The 22,224-nt window shown below is 72.0% G+C and carries 21 protein-coding genes; 12 read left to right on the top strand and 9 right to left on the bottom strand.

What is annotated here, in order from left to right:
• Positions 1–44 precede the first annotated feature (44 nt).
• Complete coding sequence (locus ACF08N_RS24340) at positions 45–287, top strand: DUF397 domain-containing protein (protein WP_392326781.1); 243 nt, start codon at positions 45–47, stop codon at positions 285–287.
• 75 nt (positions 288–362) lie between these two features.
• Here ACF08N_RS24340 and ACF08N_RS24335 read toward each other — a convergent pair whose 3' ends face one another.
• From ACF08N_RS24335 to ACF08N_RS24325, 3 genes are all read right to left on the bottom strand, one after another.
• Positions 363–1,793, bottom strand: a complete 1,431-nt coding sequence (locus tag ACF08N_RS24335; protein ID WP_392326780.1) for a hypothetical protein — start codon at positions 1,791–1,793, stop codon at positions 363–365.
• Between the two features lie 171 nt (positions 1,794–1,964).
• Positions 1,965–2,435, bottom strand: a complete 471-nt coding sequence (locus ACF08N_RS24330) for a hypothetical protein (protein WP_392326779.1) — start codon at positions 2,433–2,435, stop codon at positions 1,965–1,967.
• Positions 2,436–2,603: 168 nt separating this feature from the next.
• A complete protein-coding gene (locus ACF08N_RS24325; protein ID WP_392326778.1) occupies positions 2,604–3,107 on the bottom strand; it encodes a carboxymuconolactone decarboxylase family protein in 504 nt (167 codons plus the stop codon).
• 14 nt (positions 3,108–3,121) lie between these two features.
• Between ACF08N_RS24325 and ACF08N_RS24320 the strand changes: the two genes are divergently transcribed.
• The 4 genes from ACF08N_RS24320 to ACF08N_RS24305 all read left to right on the top strand — a co-directional run bounded on the left by ACF08N_RS24320 (position 3,122) and on the right by ACF08N_RS24305 (position 6,675).
• Positions 3,122–3,655, top strand: coding sequence for a MarR family winged helix-turn-helix transcriptional regulator (locus ACF08N_RS24320; RefSeq protein WP_392326777.1), 534 nt, complete (start codon positions 3,122–3,124; stop codon positions 3,653–3,655).
• An 88-nt stretch (positions 3,656–3,743) separates the two neighbouring features.
• Positions 3,744–4,337, top strand: a complete 594-nt coding sequence (locus tag ACF08N_RS24315; RefSeq protein WP_392326776.1) for a Uma2 family endonuclease — start codon at positions 3,744–3,746, stop codon at positions 4,335–4,337.
• Between the two features lie 63 nt (positions 4,338–4,400).
• Positions 4,401–5,633, top strand: a complete 1,233-nt coding sequence (locus ACF08N_RS24310) for a PQQ-binding-like beta-propeller repeat protein (protein WP_392326775.1) — start codon at positions 4,401–4,403, stop codon at positions 5,631–5,633.
• Positions 5,634–5,685: 52 nt separating this feature from the next.
• The gene (locus tag ACF08N_RS24305; protein ID WP_392326774.1) at positions 5,686–6,675 is read left to right on the top strand and encodes an aldo/keto reductase; all 990 of its coding nucleotides are present in this window, start codon (positions 5,686–5,688) and stop codon (positions 6,673–6,675) included.
• A gap of 131 nt (positions 6,676–6,806) precedes the next feature.
• On the opposite strand, the gene thpR is transcribed toward ACF08N_RS24305, so the two are convergent.
• The 3 genes from thpR to ACF08N_RS24290 all read right to left on the bottom strand — a co-directional run bounded on the left by thpR (position 6,807) and on the right by ACF08N_RS24290 (position 9,458).
• Positions 6,807–7,376 (bottom strand): RNA 2',3'-cyclic phosphodiesterase, encoded by a 570-nt coding sequence (gene thpR / locus ACF08N_RS24300; RefSeq protein ID WP_392326773.1) that lies wholly within the window; start codon positions 7,374–7,376, stop codon positions 6,807–6,809.
• A gap of 267 nt (positions 7,377–7,643) precedes the next feature.
• Positions 7,644–8,984, bottom strand: coding sequence for an MFS transporter (locus ACF08N_RS24295; protein WP_392326772.1), 1,341 nt, complete (start codon positions 8,982–8,984; stop codon positions 7,644–7,646).
• A gap of 27 nt (positions 8,985–9,011) precedes the next feature.
• Positions 9,012–9,458: a MarR family winged helix-turn-helix transcriptional regulator gene (locus ACF08N_RS24290; RefSeq protein WP_392326771.1), complete on the bottom strand. Its 447-nt coding sequence runs from the start codon at positions 9,456–9,458 to the stop codon at positions 9,012–9,014.
• Between the two features lie 143 nt (positions 9,459–9,601).
• Between ACF08N_RS24290 and ACF08N_RS24285 the strand changes: the two genes are divergently transcribed.
• Complete coding sequence (locus ACF08N_RS24285; RefSeq protein ID WP_392326770.1) at positions 9,602–9,784, top strand: ribbon-helix-helix protein, CopG family; 183 nt, start codon at positions 9,602–9,604, stop codon at positions 9,782–9,784.
• A gap of 19 nt (positions 9,785–9,803) precedes the next feature.
• Here the strand turns inward: ACF08N_RS24285 and ACF08N_RS24280 are convergent, their stop codons facing one another.
• Positions 9,804–11,258, bottom strand: coding sequence for an NCS2 family permease (locus ACF08N_RS24280; RefSeq protein WP_392326769.1), 1,455 nt, complete (start codon positions 11,256–11,258; stop codon positions 9,804–9,806).
• Between the two features lie 180 nt (positions 11,259–11,438).
• Between ACF08N_RS24280 and ACF08N_RS24275 the strand changes: the two genes are divergently transcribed.
• From ACF08N_RS24275 to ACF08N_RS24250, 6 genes are all read left to right on the top strand, one after another.
• Complete coding sequence (locus tag ACF08N_RS24275; protein WP_392326768.1) at positions 11,439–11,720, top strand: DUF2530 domain-containing protein; 282 nt, start codon at positions 11,439–11,441, stop codon at positions 11,718–11,720.
• A gap of 296 nt (positions 11,721–12,016) precedes the next feature.
• Entirely contained in the window at positions 12,017–14,479 is a 2,463-nt protein-coding gene (locus ACF08N_RS24270; RefSeq protein WP_392326767.1) for an HAD-IC family P-type ATPase, read from the top strand.
• 213 nt (positions 14,480–14,692) lie between these two features.
• Positions 14,693–15,715 carry an ArsR family transcriptional regulator gene (locus ACF08N_RS24265; protein WP_392326766.1) on the top strand — a complete coding sequence of 341 codons (1,023 nt, stop codon included), beginning with the start codon at positions 14,693–14,695 and terminating at the stop codon, positions 15,713–15,715.
• A gap of 327 nt (positions 15,716–16,042) precedes the next feature.
• Positions 16,043–16,915 carry a hypothetical protein gene (locus ACF08N_RS24260; protein ID WP_392326765.1) on the top strand — a complete coding sequence of 291 codons (873 nt, stop codon included), beginning with the start codon at positions 16,043–16,045 and terminating at the stop codon, positions 16,913–16,915.
• An 80-nt stretch (positions 16,916–16,995) separates the two neighbouring features.
• On the top strand, positions 16,996–17,652 hold the full coding sequence (locus ACF08N_RS24255) for a DUF433 domain-containing protein (protein ID WP_392326764.1): 657 nt from the start codon (positions 16,996–16,998) through the stop codon (positions 17,650–17,652).
• The gene (locus ACF08N_RS24250) at positions 17,642–18,028 is read left to right on the top strand and encodes a toxin-antitoxin system, toxin component, PIN family protein (RefSeq protein ID WP_392326763.1); all 387 of its coding nucleotides are present in this window, start codon (positions 17,642–17,644) and stop codon (positions 18,026–18,028) included. Before ACF08N_RS24255 ends, ACF08N_RS24250 begins: the two co-directional genes overlap by 11 nt.
• Positions 18,029–18,210: 182 nt before the next feature.
• Here the strand turns inward: ACF08N_RS24250 and ACF08N_RS24245 are convergent, their stop codons facing one another.
• Positions 18,211–18,867 (bottom strand): SMI1/KNR4 family protein, encoded by a 657-nt coding sequence (locus ACF08N_RS24245; protein ID WP_392326762.1) that lies wholly within the window; start codon positions 18,865–18,867, stop codon positions 18,211–18,213.
• Positions 18,864–22,061 (bottom strand): sacsin N-terminal ATP-binding-like domain-containing protein, encoded by a 3,198-nt coding sequence (locus tag ACF08N_RS24240; protein ID WP_392326761.1) that lies wholly within the window; start codon positions 22,059–22,061, stop codon positions 18,864–18,866. Before ACF08N_RS24240 ends, ACF08N_RS24245 begins: the two co-directional genes overlap by 4 nt.
• Positions 22,062–22,224: the final 163 nt, after the last annotated feature.

The following is a 22,224-nucleotide window of genomic DNA, read 5'->3' as shown; positions in this document are numbered from 1 at the left end:
ACGGAACTTCGAATGTGGGTCGTGACCTCCAGTCCAGGGGCCACGTGAGCCCGTCGAGCGCGGGCACCCCCACGTACGCCGCCGCGTCAGCGCCCGTACGCCCGCCGGCGGCCAAGTCGAGCTACAGCAGCGGCGAAGGCGAATGCGTCGAAGTCGCCGTCACCCCCGCCACCGTCCACGTCCGCGACTCCAAGGACACCACCCGCCCCTCCCTCACTCTCTCCCTCGCCACCTGGACGACGTTCCTTCCATACGCGCACCGGGCCGCCGTCCCGGACACGGTGTAGGGCCGCAGGTCAGAGGCCCGTACCTGTCCGGGACAGCGCCGGGCCCCGCCGAAACCCGCCCCGCGCCGGCCCCGCTCACGGCGTCCGCGCGTACAGGACCCGCTGGCCGTCGTCCGTCTCCGACCTGACCGTGAACTCGCCTTTCAGCTCAGGTGACTTCAGCACCAGCCGGTCACCCTTCAGGGAGACGTCCGGGTCGGCCGGGTCCAGCGGGGTGCCGTAGTACAGCTCGCCTTCCAGCGGCACCTCCGCCACCGTCCGGCCGTTCACGGACAGGCTGCCGCCGCCGTCCAGCGCGAAGCTCAGCCGGGCCTTCGCGATGATCGTGAGCGGCAGTTGGTCCGTCGTGTAGAAGCCGGTGCCGCCCAGCGTGCCCTTCGCCGCGCTCTGCGGGACGAGCAGCACCCACTTCTTCTTGTCCCGCATCCCGGCAACGAACGGCTCGATGTCCGGGGCGATCTTCTTGTCCGCGCGTGCGGCGTTCGCCGTCAGGGCGCGGCGGACGTCCGCCGGCAGGGTCTGTCGCACGGGTTTCACGCCCCGTAGAACGACCTGCTGGGGGGTGACCGGTTCCTCTGTGATCCGCTTCCGGGCGTCGAGGGACATGGCGTCCGCCGTGAACAGGGCCGTCGCGCCGATCGCGTACGGCTCGAAGCCCTTGTTCACGGACTTCAGGGGCCTGAGCGTTCCGGTCAGGCGGGTCCTGATCTGCTCCCTGTCGCGGGGGTCCTCGACGGTGGCCATGGCCACGGCCATGGACTCGACGTAGCGGGCCGAGCCCTCCATCGTGTCCAGGAGCGGCTGGGACTTCGCCTCGTTCGGATACGTCCGGGCCCACGTCTGCTGCCAGTACGCGGCGGCGGCCAGGTGGTCCCGGCGCCGCTGCGGGTCCTGGTACGCGGCGAGCAGGCTGTTGTAGACCATCGTGCGGTAGCTGCGCGGCTCGACCTCGGTCGGGTAGTGCTGGGCACGGTCGTCAACGCCGCCGGCCCGGTCGGCCAGCGCCGGGAGGGACGCCCACGCCGGGTCGCCCTTCGCGTCCTGCTGGACGTAGCTGTGGAACTGCTCGTGCGTGGCCAGCCCGAAGGTGCGCAGCGCCGCGTCGCCGGAGTCGAAGCCGGTGGGGTCCTCGGCATCGGCCTTCACCGTCATCTGGGGCCGCACGACGATGCCGCGGCGGCCCTTCCACGTGATCGCGTCGAAGCCGCGCTCGTACGCCGGCACCTCGATGCCGCTCGCCGTCAGGTCGGCGAGCGGGACCTCGCGGTGGCCGGCCGTGTCGACGGCGTACGCGGCCCTGCCGTCGGTGATCAGCAGCACGTTGCGGCTGTAGTCGGCGCCGGGCCAGATCCGTCCGGTGTGCGGCCAGACCTTGGCGACGTGGGTGTGCAGCCGGGCCGCCATGTCCTCCAGCGGGGACGTCTCCCCGGCGGCGCTCGACCCGCCGCAGGCGGTGGCGAGGAGGGTGCAGAGCAGGGCCGGGGCGAGGGGCTTGGCGGCGTTCATGAGGCGCTCATGAGGGGGAGGGTCACTCCCCCACGGTGCGCAGAGGTGGCGAGGGCGTGCACGGGCCCGGCCGCCGAACGGGCGACGTCGCAGGCGTCGCCGCCGCCCGTTCGAAGCCGGTGCCGCCCCCGTTCAGGGGCGGCACCGCCGGGAACGCGTCACACCGGGCCGTCAGAAGACGAACGGCCCCGGGTCCTGCGGGGACGTCGCCTTGCACTCGGCGGTGACGCCGAAGACCTTGACCGTCAGGGACTGTGCCTCCAGGCTGTCGCCCGACGCGACCGTGCCGCTGAGCGGCCCCGTCGAGACCGAGCCACCGGCCGGAATGGCCGGGTTGGAGCGGCCGGTGAACGTCGTCGTGCCGGAGCCGTTCTTCGTGAGGGTGAGGGTGGACTCGGCGGAGTTGGCCCCGATGGGAACGGGGGCCTTGATGGCGTCCGTCGAGACCTCGATCGTCGCGGCCGTGCCGTCCTGCGCGGCCTTGAGCGTCGCCGTGCCGGAGCCGTACGAGCCGCAGTCGAACGACAACGTCGCTGTCTCGGGCGTCACTTGGGGGGCCGCCTGGGCGGAGGGCGCCACGGCGAGCGTGCCTGCGGCAAGCGTCGCGGCGAGGAGCAGGATGCGGTGCTCGGAGAACTTCATGGGGGGATCCCGCCTTCGTGTGGGGGTCACGGGCTGGCGGTCGTCATTGCGGCACGACGTCCCGGAGAAGGGAAGGGTCACACGCTCTGCCCCGTGCACAACGGCCGAAATCCGCCCCCGTCCGGTGGAGGGCGCGGGCCGTCGCGGGGCACGCCCCCGGCTCCCCCGCTATGCCCGCACCAGCCGGTTGGCGAGCGTCGACATCGTGTACGTGCCGATGCCCATGACGACCTCCAGCGCGTTCTGCGGGGTGAACCCGTGGGAGAGGAAGGCGCCGAGTTCGTCGTCGCCGACCGCGCCGGCGGTGCGCAGGACCTCCAGCGTGAACGTCCGTACCGCCTCCAGGCGTTCGTCGTCCAGCGCCCTCGCCTCGCGCAGTGCCGCGATCAGTTCGCCGTCCGCGCCGAGCGTGCGCAGCTTGCCGGTGTGCAGGGCGACGCAGACCCGGCAGTCGTTGCGTACGGCGACGGTCATCACGACGGTCTCGCGGGCGAGCGGATCGAGCGTGGTCCGCTCGAAGGCGGCGCTGAGCTCCAGGAAGCCGTCGAGGAGGTGGGGGGACGTGGCGAGTCTCGCGACGGCGGGCGGCAGGTGGCCGAGACGCTCGGCGGCGGCCCGCATGGCCGGGCGGGAGGTGGGCGGCGCGGTGTCGAGGGTGTGCTCGGGGAACATGGCCGGCTCCTACAATGGACAACATGGTTGACGATTCTGATGCCGAAAACGTAAACCAGGTTGTCGATACGCGCAAGGCGGATACCGACCGGCCCGGCTACGAGCTGCCCCTGCTGCTCTTCGCGGGCTTCCGCTCACTGATCGACAGGCTGCACGCCGAACTGGCCGACCAGGGCCACCCCGACGTCCGACCCGCGTACGGCTTCGCCATGCAGGCGATCGGCCCTGCGGGCGCGAGCGCGAGCGACCTCGGGCGCCGGCTCGGCGTGACCAAGCAGGCAGCCGGCAAGACGGTCGACCGCCTGGTCGCCCTCGGCTACGCGCAACGCGCCGACGACCTTGCCGACGCCCGCCGCAAACTCGTCCGCCTCACCCCCCACGGCCTGGACGCCCTGGCCCGCTCCGCCGCGATCTTCGACGAACTGCGCGCGGAATGGGCGGCGTCGATGGGCACCGACCGCCTGCGCGACCTCGAGGACGCCCTGCGAACGGTGACCGGCCCGGAGACCTTCCGCCTCGACGCGGCGGGATGGCTGGGCGGCGCGTGACGCAATCGAGGACGTGACCGGTCACCGTGCGTATCGTTGTACCGCGCGGCTGCACGCGTTCGAGCGGCAGCCGGGGAGGAGCGCCACGATGACCGCCTTGGACGAGCGCAGGATCGAGATGGCCGAGAACAGCGACGAACGCACCCTGGACGAGATGTTCCAGTGGCTCGAATCCGCCCCCGAGGGATTCAAGGTCGAGATCGTCGAGGGGGCCGTTTTCATGTCGCCGCAGCGGGACAACCACTGGGAAATCATCCTCGACATCGTCGAGCAACTGCGGACCAAATACCCCCGCAAGCGCGTGAAGTCCGACGTACGAGTCGACTACCCGGGCCACCTCAACGGGTTCGCCAGCGACGTGACGGTCATGGCGGAGAGCGCGAAGAAGACCGATGAAGGCCGCTGGCGGTATCAGGACGTCGAGTTCGTCGCAGAGGTGATCTCCAAGGGCACCGGCCACAACGACTACGGCCCCAAGAAGACGGCGTACGCCGTGGCGGAGGTCCCCGTCCTCCTGATCGCCGACCCCTATCAGGGCAAGGTTCACGTCTACACCGACCCCAAGGACGGCGACTACTCCACCGAGACCACCGTCGCCTTCGGCACGGACGTCGACCTCACCGGCACCCCCGTCGGCCTCACCCTCACCACCGGCGACTTCCCCCGCGAGTCACAGGCGTAGGGCCGCGCGGCGGTCGGCGCTACCATCCCGCTGAGGGTCCGCGTATGCCCGGGGGGGCGCCATATGGCCGATGACATACCGCAGTTGACCGTCAGGGCGCACGAGGGCAGTCGCCTGTGGACCCTGCGGGCGCCGGCCGGGACGATGTTCGGGCCCGTTGTCGCCGGCGGCAGCGTCCACGTGCCCCTGGCCGAGGGCCGCATCGTCGCCCTCGACGCGCACAGCGGCGGCCTCCTGTGGTGCAGCCGGCCGCTCACCGATCCCGACCCCCAGGCCCTGGCGCGCGCGGACGGCGCCGTCGTGGTGCCCGTCCGGCGTGACGCCGAGCGGTGCGGGTTCACGGCGTTGGACCCCGCGAGCGGAGAGGTGCTGTGGGAGCGTCGCAAGAGCCCCCTGGTACGGCTCGCGGCCGCCGGCCCCACCGTGGTCCTCTGGGGCGAGGCCGGGGAGGACCGGGGCCGGATCGCCGGCGTCGACGCGCGGACCGGCGAGACCCTGTGGGAGGACGAGTTCAGCCGGATATGGGACCTGCTGGTCTGCGGGCCCCGCGTCGTCCTGGACGTCGGCGACCTGCGCGCCCTCGACGCCCGCACCGGCGAGGAGCTGTGGACCCAGGAGTCCGCGGGATTCGGCGCCCTGCTCCGGCCCGAGGCCCCGAGCGACTCCGTGGTCTTCCACTGCTGGAGCTCCCACGCGGTCCTCTCCGTACGCGCCACGGGCACGGGCGAGGAGATCTCCCGCACCCGGTTCCCGCGGCGGACCGTGGAGCGCCTCACCTACGATCCCGCGCTCGTCGACGGCGAACGCGCCCTGTTCTCCGCCCCTTTGAAGCGCCGGATCCGGCTCTACGCGTACGCCGGACGGGACCGGGCCGAACCCCTGGCGAGCCCGTCCCTGGGCTGGTGGCGCTTCACCTCCCTCTCCGAGCGGGCGGTGTGCGCGGGCGACCGGCTCTACGCCCTCACCTGGCGCAGGCGGCTGTACCAGGCCGGGACGAACGGGACGAACGGCGGCCGTCACCTCATGCAGCCTGTCGGTCTCACCGCCCCCGACGGCCGGACGCTGCGGGAGCCGTCCGTACTGGCCGCCGGACCGGAGCACGCGTTCGTCGGCGGCGACGGTGCGGTCGCCGGTGTCCGCGACGGCGAGGTCCGGTGGGTGGTGCCCACCAACTTGTGGCGCGGCACCCCGGTCCCGCTCGGCACCGACCGGGTGCTGTTCCGGTCGGTGACCGAGGACGGCAGATGGGCCGGACTCCACTGCGCGGACGCGGACACCGGCCGCCGTCACCACTGAACGAGCCCGCGCCCTTGCCTGGAGCGCGCTCGAAGGCGTTGGCTAGGGCGTCATGGAGTACACGCAGCTCGGACGCACCGGACTCAAGGTCAGCCGACTCGTCCTGGGGACGATGAACTTCGGGCCCCAGACAGACGAGCCCACCAGCCACAGCATCATGGACGCCGCGCTCGACGCGGGCCTGAACTTCTTCGACACCGCCAACGTCTACGGCTGGGGCGAGAACAAGGGCCGCACCGAGGAGATCATCGGGACCTGGTTCGACAAGGGCGGCGACCGCCGCGACAAGGTCGTCCTCGCGACCAAGGTCTACGGCAACATGGCGGGCGACGGCGACCCGTGGCCCAACCACGACCGGCTCTCCGCCCTCAACATCCGCCGCGCCGTGGACGCATCGCTCAAGCGCCTGCGGACCGACTACATCGACCTCTACCAGTTCCACCACATCGACCGCCGCACCCCGGTCGAGGAGATCTGGCAGGCGATCGACGTCCTGATCCAGCAGGGCAAGATCCTCTACGTCGGCTCCTCCAACTTCCCCGGCTGGAAGATCGCCCAGACCAACGAGACCGCACGCCGGCTCGGCTCGTACGGGCTGGTCAGCGAGCAGTGCCTGTACAACCTGGCGGAGCGCCGCGCCGAGATGGAGGTCATCCCGGCCGCGCAGGAGTACGGCCTCGGGGTCATCCCCTGGTCACCGCTGCACGGCGGACTGCTCGGCGGCGTGATCAAGAAGGAGACCGACGGGCACCGGCGCACGACCGGTCGCTCGGCCGACGCGCTCGCGAACACCGCCGTACGGGAGAAGGTGCAGGCGTACGAGAACCTGCTGGACAAGCACGGCCTGGAGCCGGGCGAGGTTGCGCTTGCATGGCTGCTGACGCGACCCGGTGTGACCGGCCCGATCGTCGGCCCGCGCACGGCCGGACAGCTGGAGTCCGCGCTGCGGGCGGTCGAGCTGGAGCTGTCCGAGGAGGTGCTCACGTCCCTGGACGAGATCTTCCCGGGGCCCGGGCCGTCGCCGGAGGCGTTCGCCTGGTGACGCGCTCGCCGCGCTGACGGCGGCCGTGCGGGCTACCGGCCTGCCACGGCCGCCACGGCGACGATCACGAACATCAGCACCAGAACGGCGGCCATGATCTGGTTGCGGGTCTTGGGATTCACCCGTCGAGGTTAACCCGCGGCCTTCAGCGGCCAGGAATCGACCACCTCGTAGCGGGGGCCGGCGCCCGGCACCCCGCCGCCCGGCAGGTTGCTGCGAACCAGCGCCAGGTCCTCCACGCGCCAGGGGGAGCCCTCGAAGTCGTCGAGCGCCTCGACGTACGGACGCAGGTCCGTGTCCTCACGGGCGCGGGCGATGGTCAGGTGCGCGTGGTAGCTGCGGTGCTCGTGCATGTCGATCCCGGAACGGCGGGCGGCCGCGTCGGCGCGCTCGGCGAGCAGCCGCATCGTGTCGAGCCCGCCGGCGGCCCCGGCCCACAGGGCCCTTCGCCCGAACCGTCCTCCCTGGTGCAGCCGCAGCGGAAAGCTCTCGGTCCGGTGCGCGGCACGCGCGAGGCGCTCCCGCAGCTCGGGCACGAGGTCGTCGCCGACCTCCCCCATGAAGGCGAGCGTGAAGTGCCACCCGGCCCGCCCGGTCCACCGCAGCCGCTCGGCCCCGGGCATGGCGGTCAACCGGTCGACGGCGAGAGCGAGTTCGTCGACGACGGGGTCGGGCGGGATGACGGCGGCGAAGAGTCTCATGCGCCCAGTGTGCCTTTCCCCACCCCGCCCCTTCCCGTAACCGGGGCAAGCCCCGGGCCCCGTACCGCGCTTCGCGCGGTGTCCTCAATCGCCGGACGGGCTGCAAATGCAGCCTCGCCGGCGTTTGAGGCGCGGGGGTCCGGGGGCGGAGCCCCCGGTTACGGGGAGGGGCGGGGTGGGGAAGAGCCCGCGCAGCGCCCCCCACCCGCAGCGCCCCCCACCCGCAGCGCACCCCCCGCACCGCCCTCGCGCCGCGCTTCGCGCGGCCTACGCCGCTGTCGTCAGGCGCTCGCGTTCCACGAAGCGCACCGACGGGTGCCCCCCGTGCCAGCCCACCGAGAGCCGCAGGCCGCCGACCCTCGCCAGCATCACACCGACACCCGCCGCCGCGAGCGCGGCCACCGCGCCGCCCGTCGCGAAGCCGATCCGCGCGCCGTACGTGTCGGTGACCCAGCCCACCAGCGGCGCGCCGACCGGCGTACCGCCCGTGAACACCATCATGAACAGGCTCATCACGCGGCCCCGCATCAGCGGGTCCGTCGCCATCTGGATGCTGGAGTTCGCCGTGACGTTGACCGTCAGGCCGAACATGCCGATCGGGACCATCAGCGCCGCGAAGATCCAGAAGGCAGGGGCGAAGGCCGTCACGACCTCCAGCAGGCCGAACACCACCGCCGCGCCCACGAGCATCCGCAGCCGGGACGTGCCGCGCCGGGCGGCGAGGAGGGCGCCCGCCAGGGATCCGGCCGCCATCAGGGTGTTGAGCAGGCCGTACGTACCGGCTCCGGAGTGGTAGACGTCGTCGACGAAGGCCGAGAGCCAGATCGGGAAGTTGAAGCCGAACGTGCCGATGAAGCCGACGAGCACGATCGGCCAGATCAGCTCGGGCCGGCCCGCGACGTAGCGCAGGCCCTCGCGCAGCTGACCCTTGCCGCGTGGCGCGCGCTCCACCTTGTGCAGCTCCGAGGGCCGCATCATGAGCAGGCCCGCGACGGGCGCGAGGAAGGACAGTCCGTTGAGCAGGAAGGCGTAGCCGCTGCCGACGGCGGTGATCAGCACACCGGCGACCGCGGGGCCCACCAGCCGCGCGGACTGGAAGTTCGCGGAGTTCAGCGAGACGGCGTTGCGCAGCTGGTCGGGGCCGACCATCTCGGCGACGAACGACTGCCGTGCCGGGTTGTCGACGACGGTGACGAGGCCGAGCAGGAACGCCGTGAGGTAGACGTGCCAGACCTGGACGTGGCCGCTGAGCGTGAGCACGGCGAGCGCCAGGCCGGTCAGGCCCATCGCGGCCTGGGTGACGAGGAGCAGCCGCCGCTTGGGCATCCGGTCCGCGATCACTCCGCCGTACAGGCCGAACAGGAGCATGGGGAGGAACTGCAGCGCGATGGTGATGCCGACGGCGGAGGCGGATCCGGTCAGGCTCAGTACCAGCCAGTCCTGGGCGATGCGCTGCATCCAGGTGCCGGTGTTGGAGACCACCTGTCCGGTCGCGAAGAGCCGGTAGTTACGGATCCTCAGCGAGCTGAACATGGTCTGCTTGCGGTCGGTCGTGGAGTCGGTGGCGGTCGGTGCGGGGGCGGAGTCTGCTCCGGATCCCGTACTCAAAAGGGTTCGCCTCCTCGGCGTCGGCGGTTACTGCAGGTGTGCGAGCTTCTCCAGGACGGGGGCGGCGGCGCGCAGCTTGGCCCACTCGTCCTCGTCGAGGCCCTCGGCGAGGGCGGCCAGCCAGGCGTTCCGCTTGCGGCGGCTTTCTTCGAGCATGGCCTCGGCCTGCTCGGTGGGGCTGACGACCTTCTGCCGGCGGTCCTCGGGGTGCGGCTCCAGACGGACGAGGCCCTTGGCCTCCAGGAGCGCGACGATGCGGGTCATCGACGGCGGCTGGACGTACTCCTTGCGGGCCAGCTCGCCGGGGGTGGCCGAGCCGCAGCGGGCCAGGGTGCCGAGCACGGACATCTCGGTCGGGCTCAGCGATTCGTCGACGCGCTGGTGCTTCAGGCGCCGGCCCAGCCGCATGACGGCCGAGCGCAGGGAGTTCACGGCGGCGACATCTGCGTCAGTACCGTGGGCCAGGTCAGACATGTCATTAGCATAACTCATTACCCTAGCTAAAGACCAGTCCCTTACCGCATGCGTCACGGGTTCGATCGATGTATCACCCATACGAGTGAGACCGAGTCCGAAAGTGACGCACGGGCGGCGGCGGTCCGGCGACCCTGGCGGGCATGGGATCGACAGTGCTCAGCCTGCGGATAGACGGTGAGCTGCTCGACCGGCTCCGGCAGCACGCCGCCAAAAGACAAATGAGCGTCCAGGACTATGTGGTCCGGACGCTCATTCGCGACGACTTCGACGAACGCTTCAAGGCGGCCGTCGACGAGACGGAGAAGTTCTACGGGAGGACCTGACGGCCCCCGCTCCGGCGGATCAGGTCAGGCCCAGCGCCGGCATCGCGTAGAAGAAGACGAACACGGCCGACACCGCGTACATCGCGGCGGGCACCTCGCGCCCGCGCCCCGTCGCCAGCCGCAGCGCGCTGAACGCGATGAAGCCGATGCCGATGCCGTGCGTGATCGAGTAGGTGAACGGCATCATCACCATCGCCAGGAACGCGGGCGCGGCGATCGTGAAGTCGCTCCAGTCGATGTCCTTGACCGAACCCGCCAGGATCAGGAAGCCGACCGCCACCAGCGCGGGCGTCGCCGCCTGGGAGGGGACCATCGTCGCGAGCGGCGTGAGGAACAGCGCGAGCGAGAACAGCAGACCCGACACGACGGACGCGAGACCCGTACGGGCCCCCTCGCCGACACCGGCCGTGGACTCCACGAAGCAGGTGTTGGCGGAGCAGGAGGTGGCGCCGCCCGCGGCGACGGCGAGGCCGTCGACGACCAGCACCTTGTTGATGCCGGGGTAGTGGCCGTCCTTGTCCATGAGCCCTGCCTCGTCGCCGACGGCGAGGATCGTGCCCATCGCGTCGAAGAAGCACGACAGCAGCACGGTGAAGACGAACAGGACACCGGTCAGCAGGCCGACCTTCTCGAAGCCGCCGAACAGGCTGACCTGGCCGATCAGGCCGAAGTCCGGTGTCGAGAGCGGGTTGCCGGGCCACTCGGGCGTGGTCAGACCCCAGGAGGCGACGTCCGCCACGGCGTTGATGACCACCGCGAGGACGGTCATCACGACGATCGAGATGAGGATCGCGCCCGGCACCTTGCGGATGATCAGCGCGAGCGTGAGCAGGGTGCCGAGGGCGAAGACCAGGACCGGCCAGCCCAGCAGGTGACCGCCGGTGCCCAGCTGGAGCGGCACGGTGGTGTGGGCGGCGTCGGGGATTCGGGTGACGAACCCGGAGTCCACGAGGCCGATGAGCATGATGAACAGGCCGATGCCGATGGCGATCGCCTTGCGGAGTCCGAGCGGCACCGCGTTCATCACGCGTTCGCGCAGCCCGGTGGCCACCAGCAGCATCACCACGAAGCCGGCGAGCACCACCATGCCCATCGCGTCCGCCCACGCCATCTGGGGCGCGAGCTGGAGGGCGACGACGGTGTTCACGCCGAGACCGGCGGCGAGCGCGATCGGGACGTTGCCGATGACGCCCATCAGGAGCGTGGAGAAGGCCGCCGTGACGACGGTGGCGGTGACCAGCTGGCCGCCGTCGAGCTGGTGACCGTACATGTCCTTGGCGCTGCCGAGGATGATCGGGTTCAGCACGAGGATGTAGGCCATCGCGAAGAAGGTGGCGAAACCGCCCCGGACCTCGCGCGCGACCGTGGAGCCGCGCTCCGAGATCTTGAAGAAGCGGTCCAGACCGCCGACGGGCTGCTGGGGCGTGGGCGGCAGGCCGGAAGAAGCGACCTCGGCGGTGGCCGTGGGGGACATGCAGGACCTTTCTCACCCGGTTTCGTGGGGGATGTGTACGGAGGTTCATACGAACGAAACCGGTCGGACGCAAACTCGTTCAGTATGAACATATAAGGTGGAAGATCGGTATCTCCGCGCGTAGACCCCTGCCGGGACTGCCCCGGCGGATGCCTCCGGTCCCGGACCTACACTGTGCGCATGGCGAAATGGACCCCCAGGCACGAGGCACCCGAGCCCCTTGAGGGGCCGATCGTCGCCACCATCACCGGCGGCACGATCCTGTGGTTCGTCATGTTCCTCGTCCAGGTCCCTTTCTACGGCTGGTTCGCCGACCGCGACCTGACCTGGTGGGTGTGGACCTGTCTGGCCGGCGGCGGCCTCGGCCTGATCGGCATCTGGTACGTCCGCAGCCGGGACGCGGCGATCAAGCGCCGGGCCGCCGAAGCGGCCGAGGCGCCGGAAGCAGGCCCGAAGGCCTGACGCGCGAGGGCCTGACGCCCGGGCCGGCGCGGAGCGGCAGCGTCCCACCCCGCCCCGCGGCGGGGCCGACCGGCGTCCGCCGGGACGGCACCGACCCGACCCGGGCCCGGCGCGGCCGGCCGAGCCCGCAGCGCACCCACCGGAACCGGCGGCGCCGACCGCGTCCGCCCGAACACGACACGACCCCGCCCCGCCGCCCGGTCCGTAGTCCCACGGGACCATTCGGGTCCTCCCCCGGTCCGATCTTCCGCCCGCCCGGGGGGTGAAGCCGGCCCGCCCGCCGTACCGTCGGAACCATGACGCAGCGGGCGGAGATCGACATGGACGGCCAGGAGCCCCGCGGACCCGCTGTCGACGCGGGTGCCGGACTCGACCCCGTACACCCCCGGCAGCCACCGCGCCCCAAGGTGCCGGCCGCGCCCGCGACCGGGCTGACCGCCGACCAGGTCGCCGAGCGGGTGGCCCGCGGCGAGGTCAACGACGTGCCCGTGCGCAGCTCGCGCTCGGCCGTCGACATCGTCCGCGGCAACGTCTTCACCCGCTTCAACGCGATCATCGGCGTGCTGTGGGTGATCATGCTCGCGGTTGCGCCGATCCAGGACAGCCTCTTCGGCTTCGTGATCCTCGCCAACACCGGCATCGGCATCGTCCAGGAGCTGCGCGCCAAGAAGACCCTCGACTCGCTCGCCCTCATCGGCGAGGCGAAGCCGCGCGTACGGCGCGACGGGGTCACCGCCTCGGTCTCCACGTCCGACATCGTCCTCGGCGACCTCGTCGAACTCGGGCCGGGGGACAAGGTCGTCGTCGACGGCGAGATCGCGGAGGCCGACAACCTGGAGGTCGACGAGTCGCTGCTGACCGGCGAGGCCGACCCCGTCCTCAAGCAGCCCGGCGACCAGGTGATGTCCGGGAGCTTCGTGGTCGCGGGCGGCGGCGCGTTCACCGCGACGAAGGTGGGACGCGAGGCGTACGCGGCCCAGCTCGCGGAGGAGGCGTCGCGCTTCACCCTCGTCCACTCCGAGCTGCGCTCCGGCATCTCCACGATCCTCAAGTACGTGACGTGGATGATGGTCCCGACCGCGATCGGCCTGATCATCAGCCAGCTCGTCGTCAAGGACGCCAACGTCAGGGACTCGGTCGCCCGCACCGTCGGCGGCATCGTGCCGATGATCCCCGAGGGGCTCGTCCTGCTGACGTCCGTCGCCTTCGCGATCGGCGTGATCCGCCTCGGCCGCAAGCAGTGCCTCGTGCAGGAGCTTCCCGCGATCGAGGGCCTGGCCCGCGTCGACGTCGTCTGCCTCGACAAGACGGGCACCCTCACCGAGGGCGGGATGGACGTCACGGAGCTGCGGCCGCTGGGCGGGACGGACGAGGGGTACGTACGGCAGGTGCTCGGCGCGCTCGGGGAGTCCGATCCCCGGCCGAACGCCTCGCTCCAGGCAATCATCGAGGCGTACCCGGACAGCGAGGAGTGGCGGTGCACGGAGTCGCTGCCGTTCTCCTCGGCGCGCAAGTACAGCGGGGCCAGCTTCAGCGAGGGCAACGGGGAGACGTCCACCTGGCTGCTGGGCGCGCCGGACGTCCTGCTGCCGGACGGCGACCCGGCCCTCGCCGAGATCGACGCCCTCAACCAGCAGGGCCTGCGGGTGCTGCTGCTCGCGCGGGCGGCCGAGGAGCTGGACGCGCCGGCCCCGGCCGACGGCGCGAAACCTGCGGCGCTGGTCGTCCTCGAACAACGGCTGCGCCCCGACGCCTCGGAGACCCTGCGCTACTTCGCCGACCAGAACGTCGCGGCCAAGGTCATCTCCGGGGACAACGCGGTCGCGGTCGGCGCGGTCGCGGGCAAACTGGGACTGCCGGGCGCGGGCCGCACGGTCGATGCCCGCCGGCTGCCGGCCGAGCGGTCCGCGATGGGCGCGGAGATCGACGCGCACGCGGTGTTCGGCCGGGTGAGCCCGCAGCAGAAACGCGACATGGTGGGCGCGCTCCAGTCCCGCGGCCACACGGTCGCGATGACCGGCGACGGCGTCAACGACGTCCTGGCGCTGAAGGACGCGGACATCGGGGTGAGCATGGGCTCCGGCTCGGAGGCCACGCGCGCCGTCGCACAGATCGTCCTGCTCAACAACAGTTTCGCGACGCTGCCGTCCGTAGTGGCCGAGGGCCGCCGGGTGATCGGCAACATCACGCGCGTCGCCACGCTGTTCCTGACGAAGACGGTGTACTCCGTCCTCCTCGCCATCCTGGTGGTGTGCTCCCAGGTGGAGTACCCGTTCCTCCCCCGGCACCTGACCCTGCTGTCCACCCTCACCATCGGTGTCCCGGCCTTCTTCCTGGCTCTGGCGCCCAACAAGGAGCGGGCGAAGCCCCACTTCGTACGGCGGGTGATGCGCTACGCGATCCCGGCGGGCGCGATCGCGGCGGCGGCGACGTTCGGCACGTACCTGCTGGCGCGCGCCCACTACCGCGGCCCGGGCGCGCTGGACGCGGAGACGAGCGCGGCGACGCTGACGCTGTTCCTGGTCGCGATGTGGGTCCTGGCGATCATCGCGCGCCCCTACACCTGGTGGCGGATCGGCCTGGTGGCGACGATGGGTGCGGGCTTCCTGGTGGTGCTGATCGTTCCCTGGCTCCAGGACTTCTTCGCGCTCAAGCTGGTCGGCGTGACGATGCCGTGGACGGCGGTGGCGATCGCGGCGGGCAGCGCGGCGCTGCTGGAGACGGCGTGGCGGGTGGTGGGGCGGCGGATGCCGGGGTGAGCGCACCGCGGCGCGCTCCGGGGTCCGCCGTGTCCGGGAGCCACGGAGCGCGCTGGGTGTGCCGTGCGTCAGCCGGGGCGGCGGCTGAGCGTTCGGGTCAGGATTTCAGGAACCGCGACTCGCCCTGCACGACAAACCTTTGCTCAGGTCCCGGGGGCCGGACCATGCTGTTGCGGCTGAACGCAATGGCAGCGCTCAACCGGGGGGAACGAGATGCTCCGCATCCACTTCAGCGAATCAGACCTGGCCAGAACGAGGTTGGCGACCGTCCCGGACCCGTTGTGGGAGACGACGGCCAGCCTGCACCGCCTCCAGACGCGCAAGGGCCGGTGGGCCCACGCGGACTGGCACCGGACGGCGCGGCACACCCTGCGGGAGAAGGGACTGGAGCGCGCCCTGCGCAGCGTCGTCCTGCCCTTGTTCCCAAGAGCCGCGTACTTTCCGGACTTTCTGACTCCGGGGAACACGGCCGACCTCGACGACGGAATGGAATCGATCCTGGCCGCGTCTCCGCGCCGCGTCCTTTCGGAGATGTCCGTCCTCGACCGGATCGTCGGGGCCCCTTCGTGGGCGCCGCGCATGGCCGAACTGCCGACACGGAAGGAATTCGTCCGGCTGCTGCGCAGGTACTACGAGGCGGTGGTCGCCCCATACGGGGAACGTATCCACGCGCGTGTGGAGGCCGAACGGACGGCGCGCTGCCGCGGGCTGCTGGACGGCGGTGTCGAAGGCATGCTGGCGAGCCTCGGGCCGACGATGCACTGGCGCCGTCCCGTCCTGGAGGTCACCTACCCCGCCAAGGACCGGGACCTGCACCTGAACGGCCGCGGGCTGACACTGGTCCCCTCGTACTTCGCCCGGGAAGCCCCGGTCAGCCTGGCCGACCCGGACCTGCCACCCGTCCTCTGGTACCCGCTGCCCCACGAGCCGGCGGCCACGCACAGCCCTCCCGGTGAACCACTGACCGCGCTGCTCGGCCGCGCCAGGGCAACGGCCCTGCGCGCCGCGGCGGCCGGCGCCACGACCGGCGAGATCGCCCGCGCCGCCGGCGTCTCCGCGTCCTCCGCCAGCAGACATGCCACCGCGCTGCGCGATGCGGGACTCCTCACCAGCGTCCGCGACGGCACGACGGTGCTGCACACCCTCACGCCGATGGGCGCGTCACTGCTGCGGGCGGGGTCGGGGTCGGGGTCGAACGAGGCGTGCGCGGAAGGGAGTTCGGGCGCGTCCCGCTGAGCCGTGTTCATCAGCGGGCCGAGAACGGGCCCCGGCTCCTCAGCCGACCGCTCCCGGCCGGTCGGGGGACCGGTGTCCGGCCGTCTCCGCGACCCTCTCCGCGCCCCGGCTCGTCGGGGGGCGGTGGGCCGCCAACTCCTTTAAAGAACCCGGGGGAAAGAACCTTCCCCCCTCCCACCCTCCCCGGCGTCACCCGGACGGGTGACCGGCTTGCAGGGCGGGATGGCGGGCCGTTACGTTCGCCGCACCAACTGGCATATGACGGCCCCCGGCCGGGACTGGCATCCCGATCGAGGGCCTCACCGATCAGGAAGCAGTACCTTCCCGATGGCTGAGTCGCAGTCTAACGCGCTCCTGCGCGCCCCCGCCGGAGCACCGACCTCCGGCGTGATCCACGTCCGCACCCGCCTGGCCGCGGACTTCACCGTGATCGCCAACGCCCTTGCCCAGCGCCGCGGGAGCGCGGTCACGGTCGGTGTCGCGGCCTACATCCTGTCCCTGCCGGACGGCGAACCGGTACGCATCGACGCCCTGTGCGAGCACTTCACCGAGGGCGAGACCCTGATCTCGCGAGCCCTGCGGGAGCTGGAGGCGGACGGCTACCTGGAGCGCCGTGTCGAACGCGGACCGGGCGGCCTGATCCGTACGCGGACGTTCTTCCACGACGTGCCGCCGCAGGAAGGCGACCCCACGCCGCCGGAACCGCCGGTGCCGCCGCGGCCGGGCAGGCCCAGGCCGCCCCGGCAGGAGCCTGTGCCCGTCCCGGACGCCGCTCCCCCGGTACCCGTACCGGTCGCCCGGCCCGACGCCCCTGCCCCGGTGCGGGTCGCCGAGCCCGACCCGCGGGCCGCCGTCGTCCTGGCCTCGCTGCGCCTTGTCGACCGCAGGCTGATCCTGTCCCGGGGGGAGGTCGACCGCCTCGCCCCGGCGGTGACCGAGTGGCTCACACTGGGCATCAGCCCCGAGGAGATCACCGAGCACCTCACTATCAGGCTCCCGGAACCGCTGCGCGCCCGCCCCGCCCGCATCCTGGCCTACCGCCTCCGCGAGTTGCCCGCCCCCGCCCCGGCCCAGTCCTCGCCCCCGGCCGTCCTGCCCTGGCAGACCTGCGACGGCGGCTGCAAACGCGCCTTCCGCGCGGCGGAACCGGGCCGCTGCCGCGACTGCCCACCGGGCGCCGGCCTGGCGGCGGCGTGCTGAGCAATTCGTGTGCCGCCGCTCCCGTCGTGGGAACCTGGTGCTGCAATGGTGCCGGACCTGACAGCAGCAGGAGGTGGATCATGGTCGACAGGTTTACGGACGGGCTTCTCACTCCTGCGGAAACGTCCTCCTACCTGGAGATTCCGTCGTCGACCCTCACCTCCTGGCTCAAGGGCACAGCGGCGGGAGCCCCCCTGGTCCACCAAGTGGAACCCGTGCGCAAGAACCAGCCCTCGGTGCCGTTCATCGCCGTGGCCGAAGCCCATGTCCTGAGGTCATTGCGCTCGCTGGGCCTGCGCATGAGCGAGATCAGGGAAGCGGCCGCCGCGGTACGCAACGCCTTCGACACCCCCTACGGCCTCGTCTCGAAGCGGATCGCGACGGATGGCGTGGACATCTTCGTCGAGCACGGGTTCGGTGATCTGCGCAGAGCCAGGGACGGGCAAGCCCCGATCCACGAGGTGGTGTCCGACTACCTCCGCTACCTGACCTGGGACGCGGACGACGACTTCCCTTCGAGTCTGCGCTTGAGGCAGTACCCGGAGTCCGTCCCGGTCGTGATCGACCCACGCTTCGGCCGCGGTCTGCCGGTCATCGCGACCAATCGCGTCCCGGTCAAGGCCGTCACCGACCTTTGGGAGGCCGGCGAAACCGTCGAGGAGATCGCCTACGAGTTCGACATGAGCCCAGAGCAGGTCGACGCTCTGTGCCACGCAGTGGTGCGCCTTGCCGCCTGAGTTCTTCCTCGACCGCAACCTTGGGCGCCGCGTCGCGGAGGAACTGAGGTCTCGCGGCTGGGCGGTTCACTGCATCGGCGATGTCTTCCCGACAGACGCACAGGACATCCCGGACGAGCAGTGGATTGCCCACGGCCTGGACCAGTCCTGGGTCCCGCTGTCGAAGGACGGCCGCATCAAGACCAGGGACCTTGAGATCCAGCCTGTTCTGGACCGTAGTGCAGTGCTCTTCTACCTCGACAATCAGCAGCTCCGCAGTATCGACATGGCCGAACGGCTCGACGCGCGCCGGGACGCGATCTACCGGGCCGTCGAGAAGGGCGGTCCCGCCGCGTATGCCGTACGGCGGGACCGCCTCGAGCGCACCTGGCCCTGACGACCGGGCAGACGCGAGTTTGTCTCGGCCAAATGATCGGCTCGGCTACCCGCGTGCGCCGGTGGAGGTGTACGAGACAGGCGTCGCCCGCGGCTTCACCTTCAGCGTCCCCGACACCCGCCCGTGCATCACCGGCTCGCTCGCCCACTCCTGCGGGTCTACGGGAGGGGTCTTCTCGCGTCCTAGTCCTGGATTTTCTCCAACTTCCAGTTGAGGTACCTGGGTGGGCCTTCGTCCAGTTGAGGAACGCGCGAATTCTGGCGCGAATATGGCATAGGGGATCCGGACTCCAGGGACTCGGCCATCAGCCCGATCATCTCTCCCAGATCCTTCCAGCGAACCGCGGTGACCTCGTTGCTCTCATAGTCGACCTCGATGATGTTGCCGTAGGTGTCGCCGGGCCGGTGGTCGATGAGGAGGCTCTCACCCGTGTTCGTCCCGGCAATGGGGAGCCACAGCGGATCCGCCCACGGAACCGCAGGACAGTCCTCGGGATCGTCCCGATACTCGGGGAACTGGTCGAGGAACTCTTCGAGCCCTTCCTTCATGTACTCCGGCCCGGCCTTGAGCCCTTCGGTGCCGTACGGGACGTAGCCGCCCGGCCAGATGAGGGCGTCACATCCGGGGGCGCCGTCGTGGATTCGGAGCCACTGCACGAGATGCGGATGGAGCGGGTACGGGATGGCAGCCTGGAGGGACTGGATGGCCTCTTCGGAAGCCGGCGGGTGCAGCGCGGAGACAGCTCTGGTGCACTGGCGCTCTCGCAGCCAGGTCTCGATGCGTTCCCAGGCGCGTATGAGGTCGTCCATCGGCGCATCCTGCCCCAGCGCGGGGCTCACGCGTCGAACCAGCGCGCCCTCTCCAGTTCCGCCGTCCGCGACGCGTCCTCCAGCAGCGCCGCCACCTCGAAGCGGCGCGGCCACTGGGCCGTCGCCCAGGCCAGGGCCGCCGCCACGCCCTCCAGCGTCGCGGCGTGGAGCACGCCGTCCGGGGTGCGGCGCCAGTCGAGTTCGACGCCGCCCGCGATCAGCTCCTCGTGCTCGGCGTATGTCGCCGGCGTCGAGGGGCCGAGCAGGACCCGTACGGACTCGGGGACCTCGTGGACCTCGCCCTCGGTCGTGACCTCCGCCGTGACCGCCTCGCTCAGGCGGCGCACCTGGAACAGTTCGGCCAGGTCCGCCGCACGCGAGGGTGCCACCGGGAGCAGGGGGAGCCCGGAGGTGAGCGGCAGCAGGTCGGGGGTGTCCGCCACGACTGCCTCCGCCGCGTCAACGACCACCACCTCACCGTCCACCACGGCCCGCAGCTCGTCGGGGAGCGTGACCTGCTCCGGGTCGAGGTCGGCCAGCGCCGTGTACAGGGCGTGCAGCCGGTCCGCGCGCACCCGGCGGCCGGGGTCGGCGAGGCGGGCCAGGAGCTCGGCCGCGCCGCCCGGCTCGTCGAGCAGCGCGGCGACGGAGGTGCGTACGCCGAGGGCGTGGAGCACCTGGGTGTCCTCGAAGCCCGTCGTGTCGGCCGACTCGTACAGGCCCTCCAGCAGGGGGTCCGCGCCTGCCGCGCGCAGGCCGGCGGGGCGGCGGCCGTCGAGCACCGGGTGGTCGCGCAGCCACCACGCCGTGTACGGCCGCACCGTCTCCGTCGTACCGTCCGGCAGCAGGATGCGTACGGGCTGGGTCAGCGCGTCCCGCAGCGGCGGCTGCGCCAGCAGTGTCAGGGCCTGCGGCCAGCAGTCGTCGTCCACCAGGTCCAGGTCGCGCACCGCGACGATCTCCGTGGCGACCGGAGGCACCGGGGTGTCCGGCAGCCGGTCGAGCACGTCCTCGCACCACACGTCGACCGCGTCGAGCAGCCCCGCGTCGTCGGGCTCGGCGAAGTCGCCCTCGCGCGGCTCCAGTTCATCGGGGTCGAGGACGATGTCCGTGGCCCGCACCAGGGTGAAGTTGGCCAGCACCCCGCATGCGGCGAGCGGCTGCTCGCCCCAGCGTTCGGCCAGTTCCGCGTCGCACAGGGCCAGTTCGCCCTCGCGCATGACCGAGGCGAACGGGCTCCCGGGCAGGACGAGTTCGCCCGCGGGTGCGAGTTCACCGTCCTCGTCCGTCAGCGCCAGCGCGCCCAGCCAGGGCTCGTCACCGGGCTCCAGCTCCGCGTCCCGCACGAGCGCGAGGACCGTCTCCGCCAGCTCCTCGGCGTCGAGGGCCTCGACCGCTCCCTCCCCGACTCCGTCGTACCAGACCTCGCCCTCGTCCAGCGAGGCCGCTACCGCCGTCCGCACCTGCGGGGTCGTCAGCACGGCGCGCGGCGTGGCGGGCAGCGCGCCGAGCTTCTCCAGCAGCGGGTGCGCGGCGTCGGGGTGGACGACCTTCAGCCCGAGGCGGGCCAGGTGGGGCGGGGTGTCCGCGAGAGGGAGCAGGGTCTGGCGCGGGCCGATGGTCGTCCGGTTGTCCGCGAGCGGCACGGGCAGGCCCGACAGCCAGTCCGGGTCGACGCCCGCGAGGCTGTCGTAGAGCCGTCGCCACCAGCCCGGTTCGCGTTCCAGACCGGCGAGCCGGTCGATCGCCTCGGTCAGCGGGACCCGCGCGACGCCGAGCGTGCGCAGCTCGACCCGGCGCTCCAGACCGGCGGGCAGAAGACTCGGCAGCACCTCGGCCAGGACGCGTACGGTCTCCGCGCCCGCGCCCTCCAGGACCTCCGCCTCGATGGGCCGCAGGCCCCGGGGTGCCTCGCGGCCGGGCAGGCCGGAGTCGTCCTCCTCGTGCTCCCGCGGCGCGGCGGCCTCCAGGAACGCCGTACGCGGCAGCCGCGTGAGGATCGCCGCCCGCAGCGCCCCGTCCAGCTCGCCCTTGCCGAGCGGCCCGGGCACCAGGTCGATCGTGCCGGTGCTCACCGGCTGCCAGCCGCCCAGGAGTTCGGCGTACGCGTCGGCCGCGCGCTCCACCAGGAAGTCCGTCAGCGGGCCGGGCGCCGGGTGCCGACGCGTCGTGTCCAGCGGCAGGGAGGCGATCAGCAGCGCGGGCACGCCCAGGGGTTCGTCGGTGGGGGTCGGCGCGTGGACGACGGGCGCGGTGCCCGGGCGGGCGGGCGCGCCCTCCCCATCGACGGGCACGGCCCAGGTCACGGCCCAGTGCGGGCGCAGCCGCTCCTCGACGGGCCGGTCCGCGAGCAGCGTGGGCTCGATCGCGCCCGCGTGGCTGACCACGCGCCAGCGCCGTACGCCGCGCTCGCTGTCGTCCACGCGGACGTACGCGCCGTCCTCCGAGCGTCGCAACTCCCGTACGCCGTCCGGCGTTTCGACGACGATCTCGGCCAGGCCGGGGAGCGTCAGCAGGAGCGCGTCGTCGATCCCGGCGAGCAGCCGCTCGACCAGGTCGACCGCTGCGCCGTCCCGCAGCGGCAGCACCACGACGGTGTCGTACCCCTCGGGCGCGCTGCCCTCGGCGGGCAGCGGCAGCCGCAGCAGCGGTACGTGTCCGTCACGGCGGCGCAGCTCGTCGCCGAGTCCCGGACTGGCCTTGGCCGCCTGCCAGGCGAGCTCCCGCGCCTCGGCGAGGGACCAGCGCACGCCGCCGTGGCGGCCGACGACGGCGGGCTCGTCACTGACCGCGAGGACGGCGGCGAAGCCGACGCCGAAGCGGCCTACGGACGTCTCGTGGCCCTCGCGCTTGGCGGAGGCACGCAGGGTGCTCAGCGACTCGACGCCGGTCGCGTCGAGCGGCGCGCCGGTGTTCGCGGCGGCCAGCACGCTGGGCTCGCCGCCCGTACCCGGCCGCAGTGTGAGGCGCAGCCGCCCGGGCACGTGGGCGCGGGCGGCGGCGTCGGCGGCGTTCTGCGCCAGCTCGACGACGAGCCGGTCCCGGTAGCCGCCGAGCGCGAGGTCCTCCTCGGCGTTGGCGTCCTCACGGAAGCGGGCGGGGCTGGCCCCCCACGCGTCGAGCACACCGCGCCGCAGCCGCGCCGTCCCGAACGGGTCGGCCCACTCGGTCGTCCTGACGCTCACGCTGTGACTCCGCCCTGCCGGTGCCGCATGCGTGTGCATGCGGCGGCCTGTGTGTTGCTGCTGGGGCCGAAGGTACCGCGTACGGGAGTTCCGTAACGTAGCGGCCGTCCTGCTTTCAGCCCGTCCGGACGCTGTCGGCGCGCCTCTCCAGCCGTCCGGCGGCGGGCGTTCGAGGACACGCCCGCAGGGCGTGCTGCGACCA

The organism is Streptomyces sp. NPDC015127 (genome assembly GCF_043080095.1).
Lineage (GTDB): Bacteria > Actinomycetota > Actinomycetes > Streptomycetales > Streptomycetaceae > Streptomyces.
Note: the sequence above shows the minus strand (reverse complement) of the source record. Positions and strands in the feature narration are given on the sequence as shown.

Bases quoted from the DNA above. Each gene is read 5' to 3' on its own strand.
- ACF08N_RS24335 (WP_392326780.1), bottom strand. From the start codon at position 1,793: ATGAACGCCGCCAAGCCCCTCGCCCCGGCCCTGCTCTGCACCCTCCTC.
- ACF08N_RS24330 (WP_392326779.1), bottom strand. From the start codon at position 2,435: ATGAAGTTCTCCGAGCACCGCATCCTGCTCCTCGCCGCGACGCTTGCC.
- ACF08N_RS24325 (WP_392326778.1), bottom strand. From the start codon at position 3,107: ATGTTCCCCGAGCACACCCTCGACACCGCGCCGCCCACCTCCCGCCCG.
- ACF08N_RS24320 (WP_392326777.1), top strand. From the start codon at position 3,122: ATGGACAACATGGTTGACGATTCTGATGCCGAAAACGTAAACCAGGTT.
- ACF08N_RS24315 (WP_392326776.1), top strand. From the start codon at position 3,744: ATGACCGCCTTGGACGAGCGCAGGATCGAGATGGCCGAGAACAGCGAC.
- ACF08N_RS24310 (WP_392326775.1), top strand. From the start codon at position 4,401: ATGGCCGATGACATACCGCAGTTGACCGTCAGGGCGCACGAGGGCAGT.
- ACF08N_RS24305 (WP_392326774.1), top strand. From the start codon at position 5,686: ATGGAGTACACGCAGCTCGGACGCACCGGACTCAAGGTCAGCCGACTC.
- thpR (WP_392326773.1), bottom strand. From the start codon at position 7,376: ATGAGACTCTTCGCCGCCGTCATCCCGCCCGACCCCGTCGTCGACGAA.
- ACF08N_RS24290 (WP_392326771.1), bottom strand. From the start codon at position 9,458: ATGTCTGACCTGGCCCACGGTACTGACGCAGATGTCGCCGCCGTGAAC.
- ACF08N_RS24285 (WP_392326770.1), top strand. From the start codon at position 9,602: ATGGGATCGACAGTGCTCAGCCTGCGGATAGACGGTGAGCTGCTCGAC.
- ACF08N_RS24280 (WP_392326769.1), bottom strand. From the start codon at position 11,258: ATGTCCCCCACGGCCACCGCCGAGGTCGCTTCTTCCGGCCTGCCGCCC.
- ACF08N_RS24275 (WP_392326768.1), top strand. From the start codon at position 11,439: ATGGCGAAATGGACCCCCAGGCACGAGGCACCCGAGCCCCTTGAGGGG.
- ACF08N_RS24270 (WP_392326767.1), top strand. From the start codon at position 12,017: ATGACGCAGCGGGCGGAGATCGACATGGACGGCCAGGAGCCCCGCGGA.
- ACF08N_RS24265 (WP_392326766.1), top strand. From the start codon at position 14,693: ATGCTCCGCATCCACTTCAGCGAATCAGACCTGGCCAGAACGAGGTTG.
- ACF08N_RS24260 (WP_392326765.1), top strand. From the start codon at position 16,043: ATGGCTGAGTCGCAGTCTAACGCGCTCCTGCGCGCCCCCGCCGGAGCA.
- ACF08N_RS24255 (WP_392326764.1), top strand. From the start codon at position 16,996: ATGGTCGACAGGTTTACGGACGGGCTTCTCACTCCTGCGGAAACGTCC.
- ACF08N_RS24240 (WP_392326761.1), bottom strand. From the start codon at position 22,061: ATGCACACGCATGCGGCACCGGCAGGGCGGAGTCACAGCGTGAGCGTC.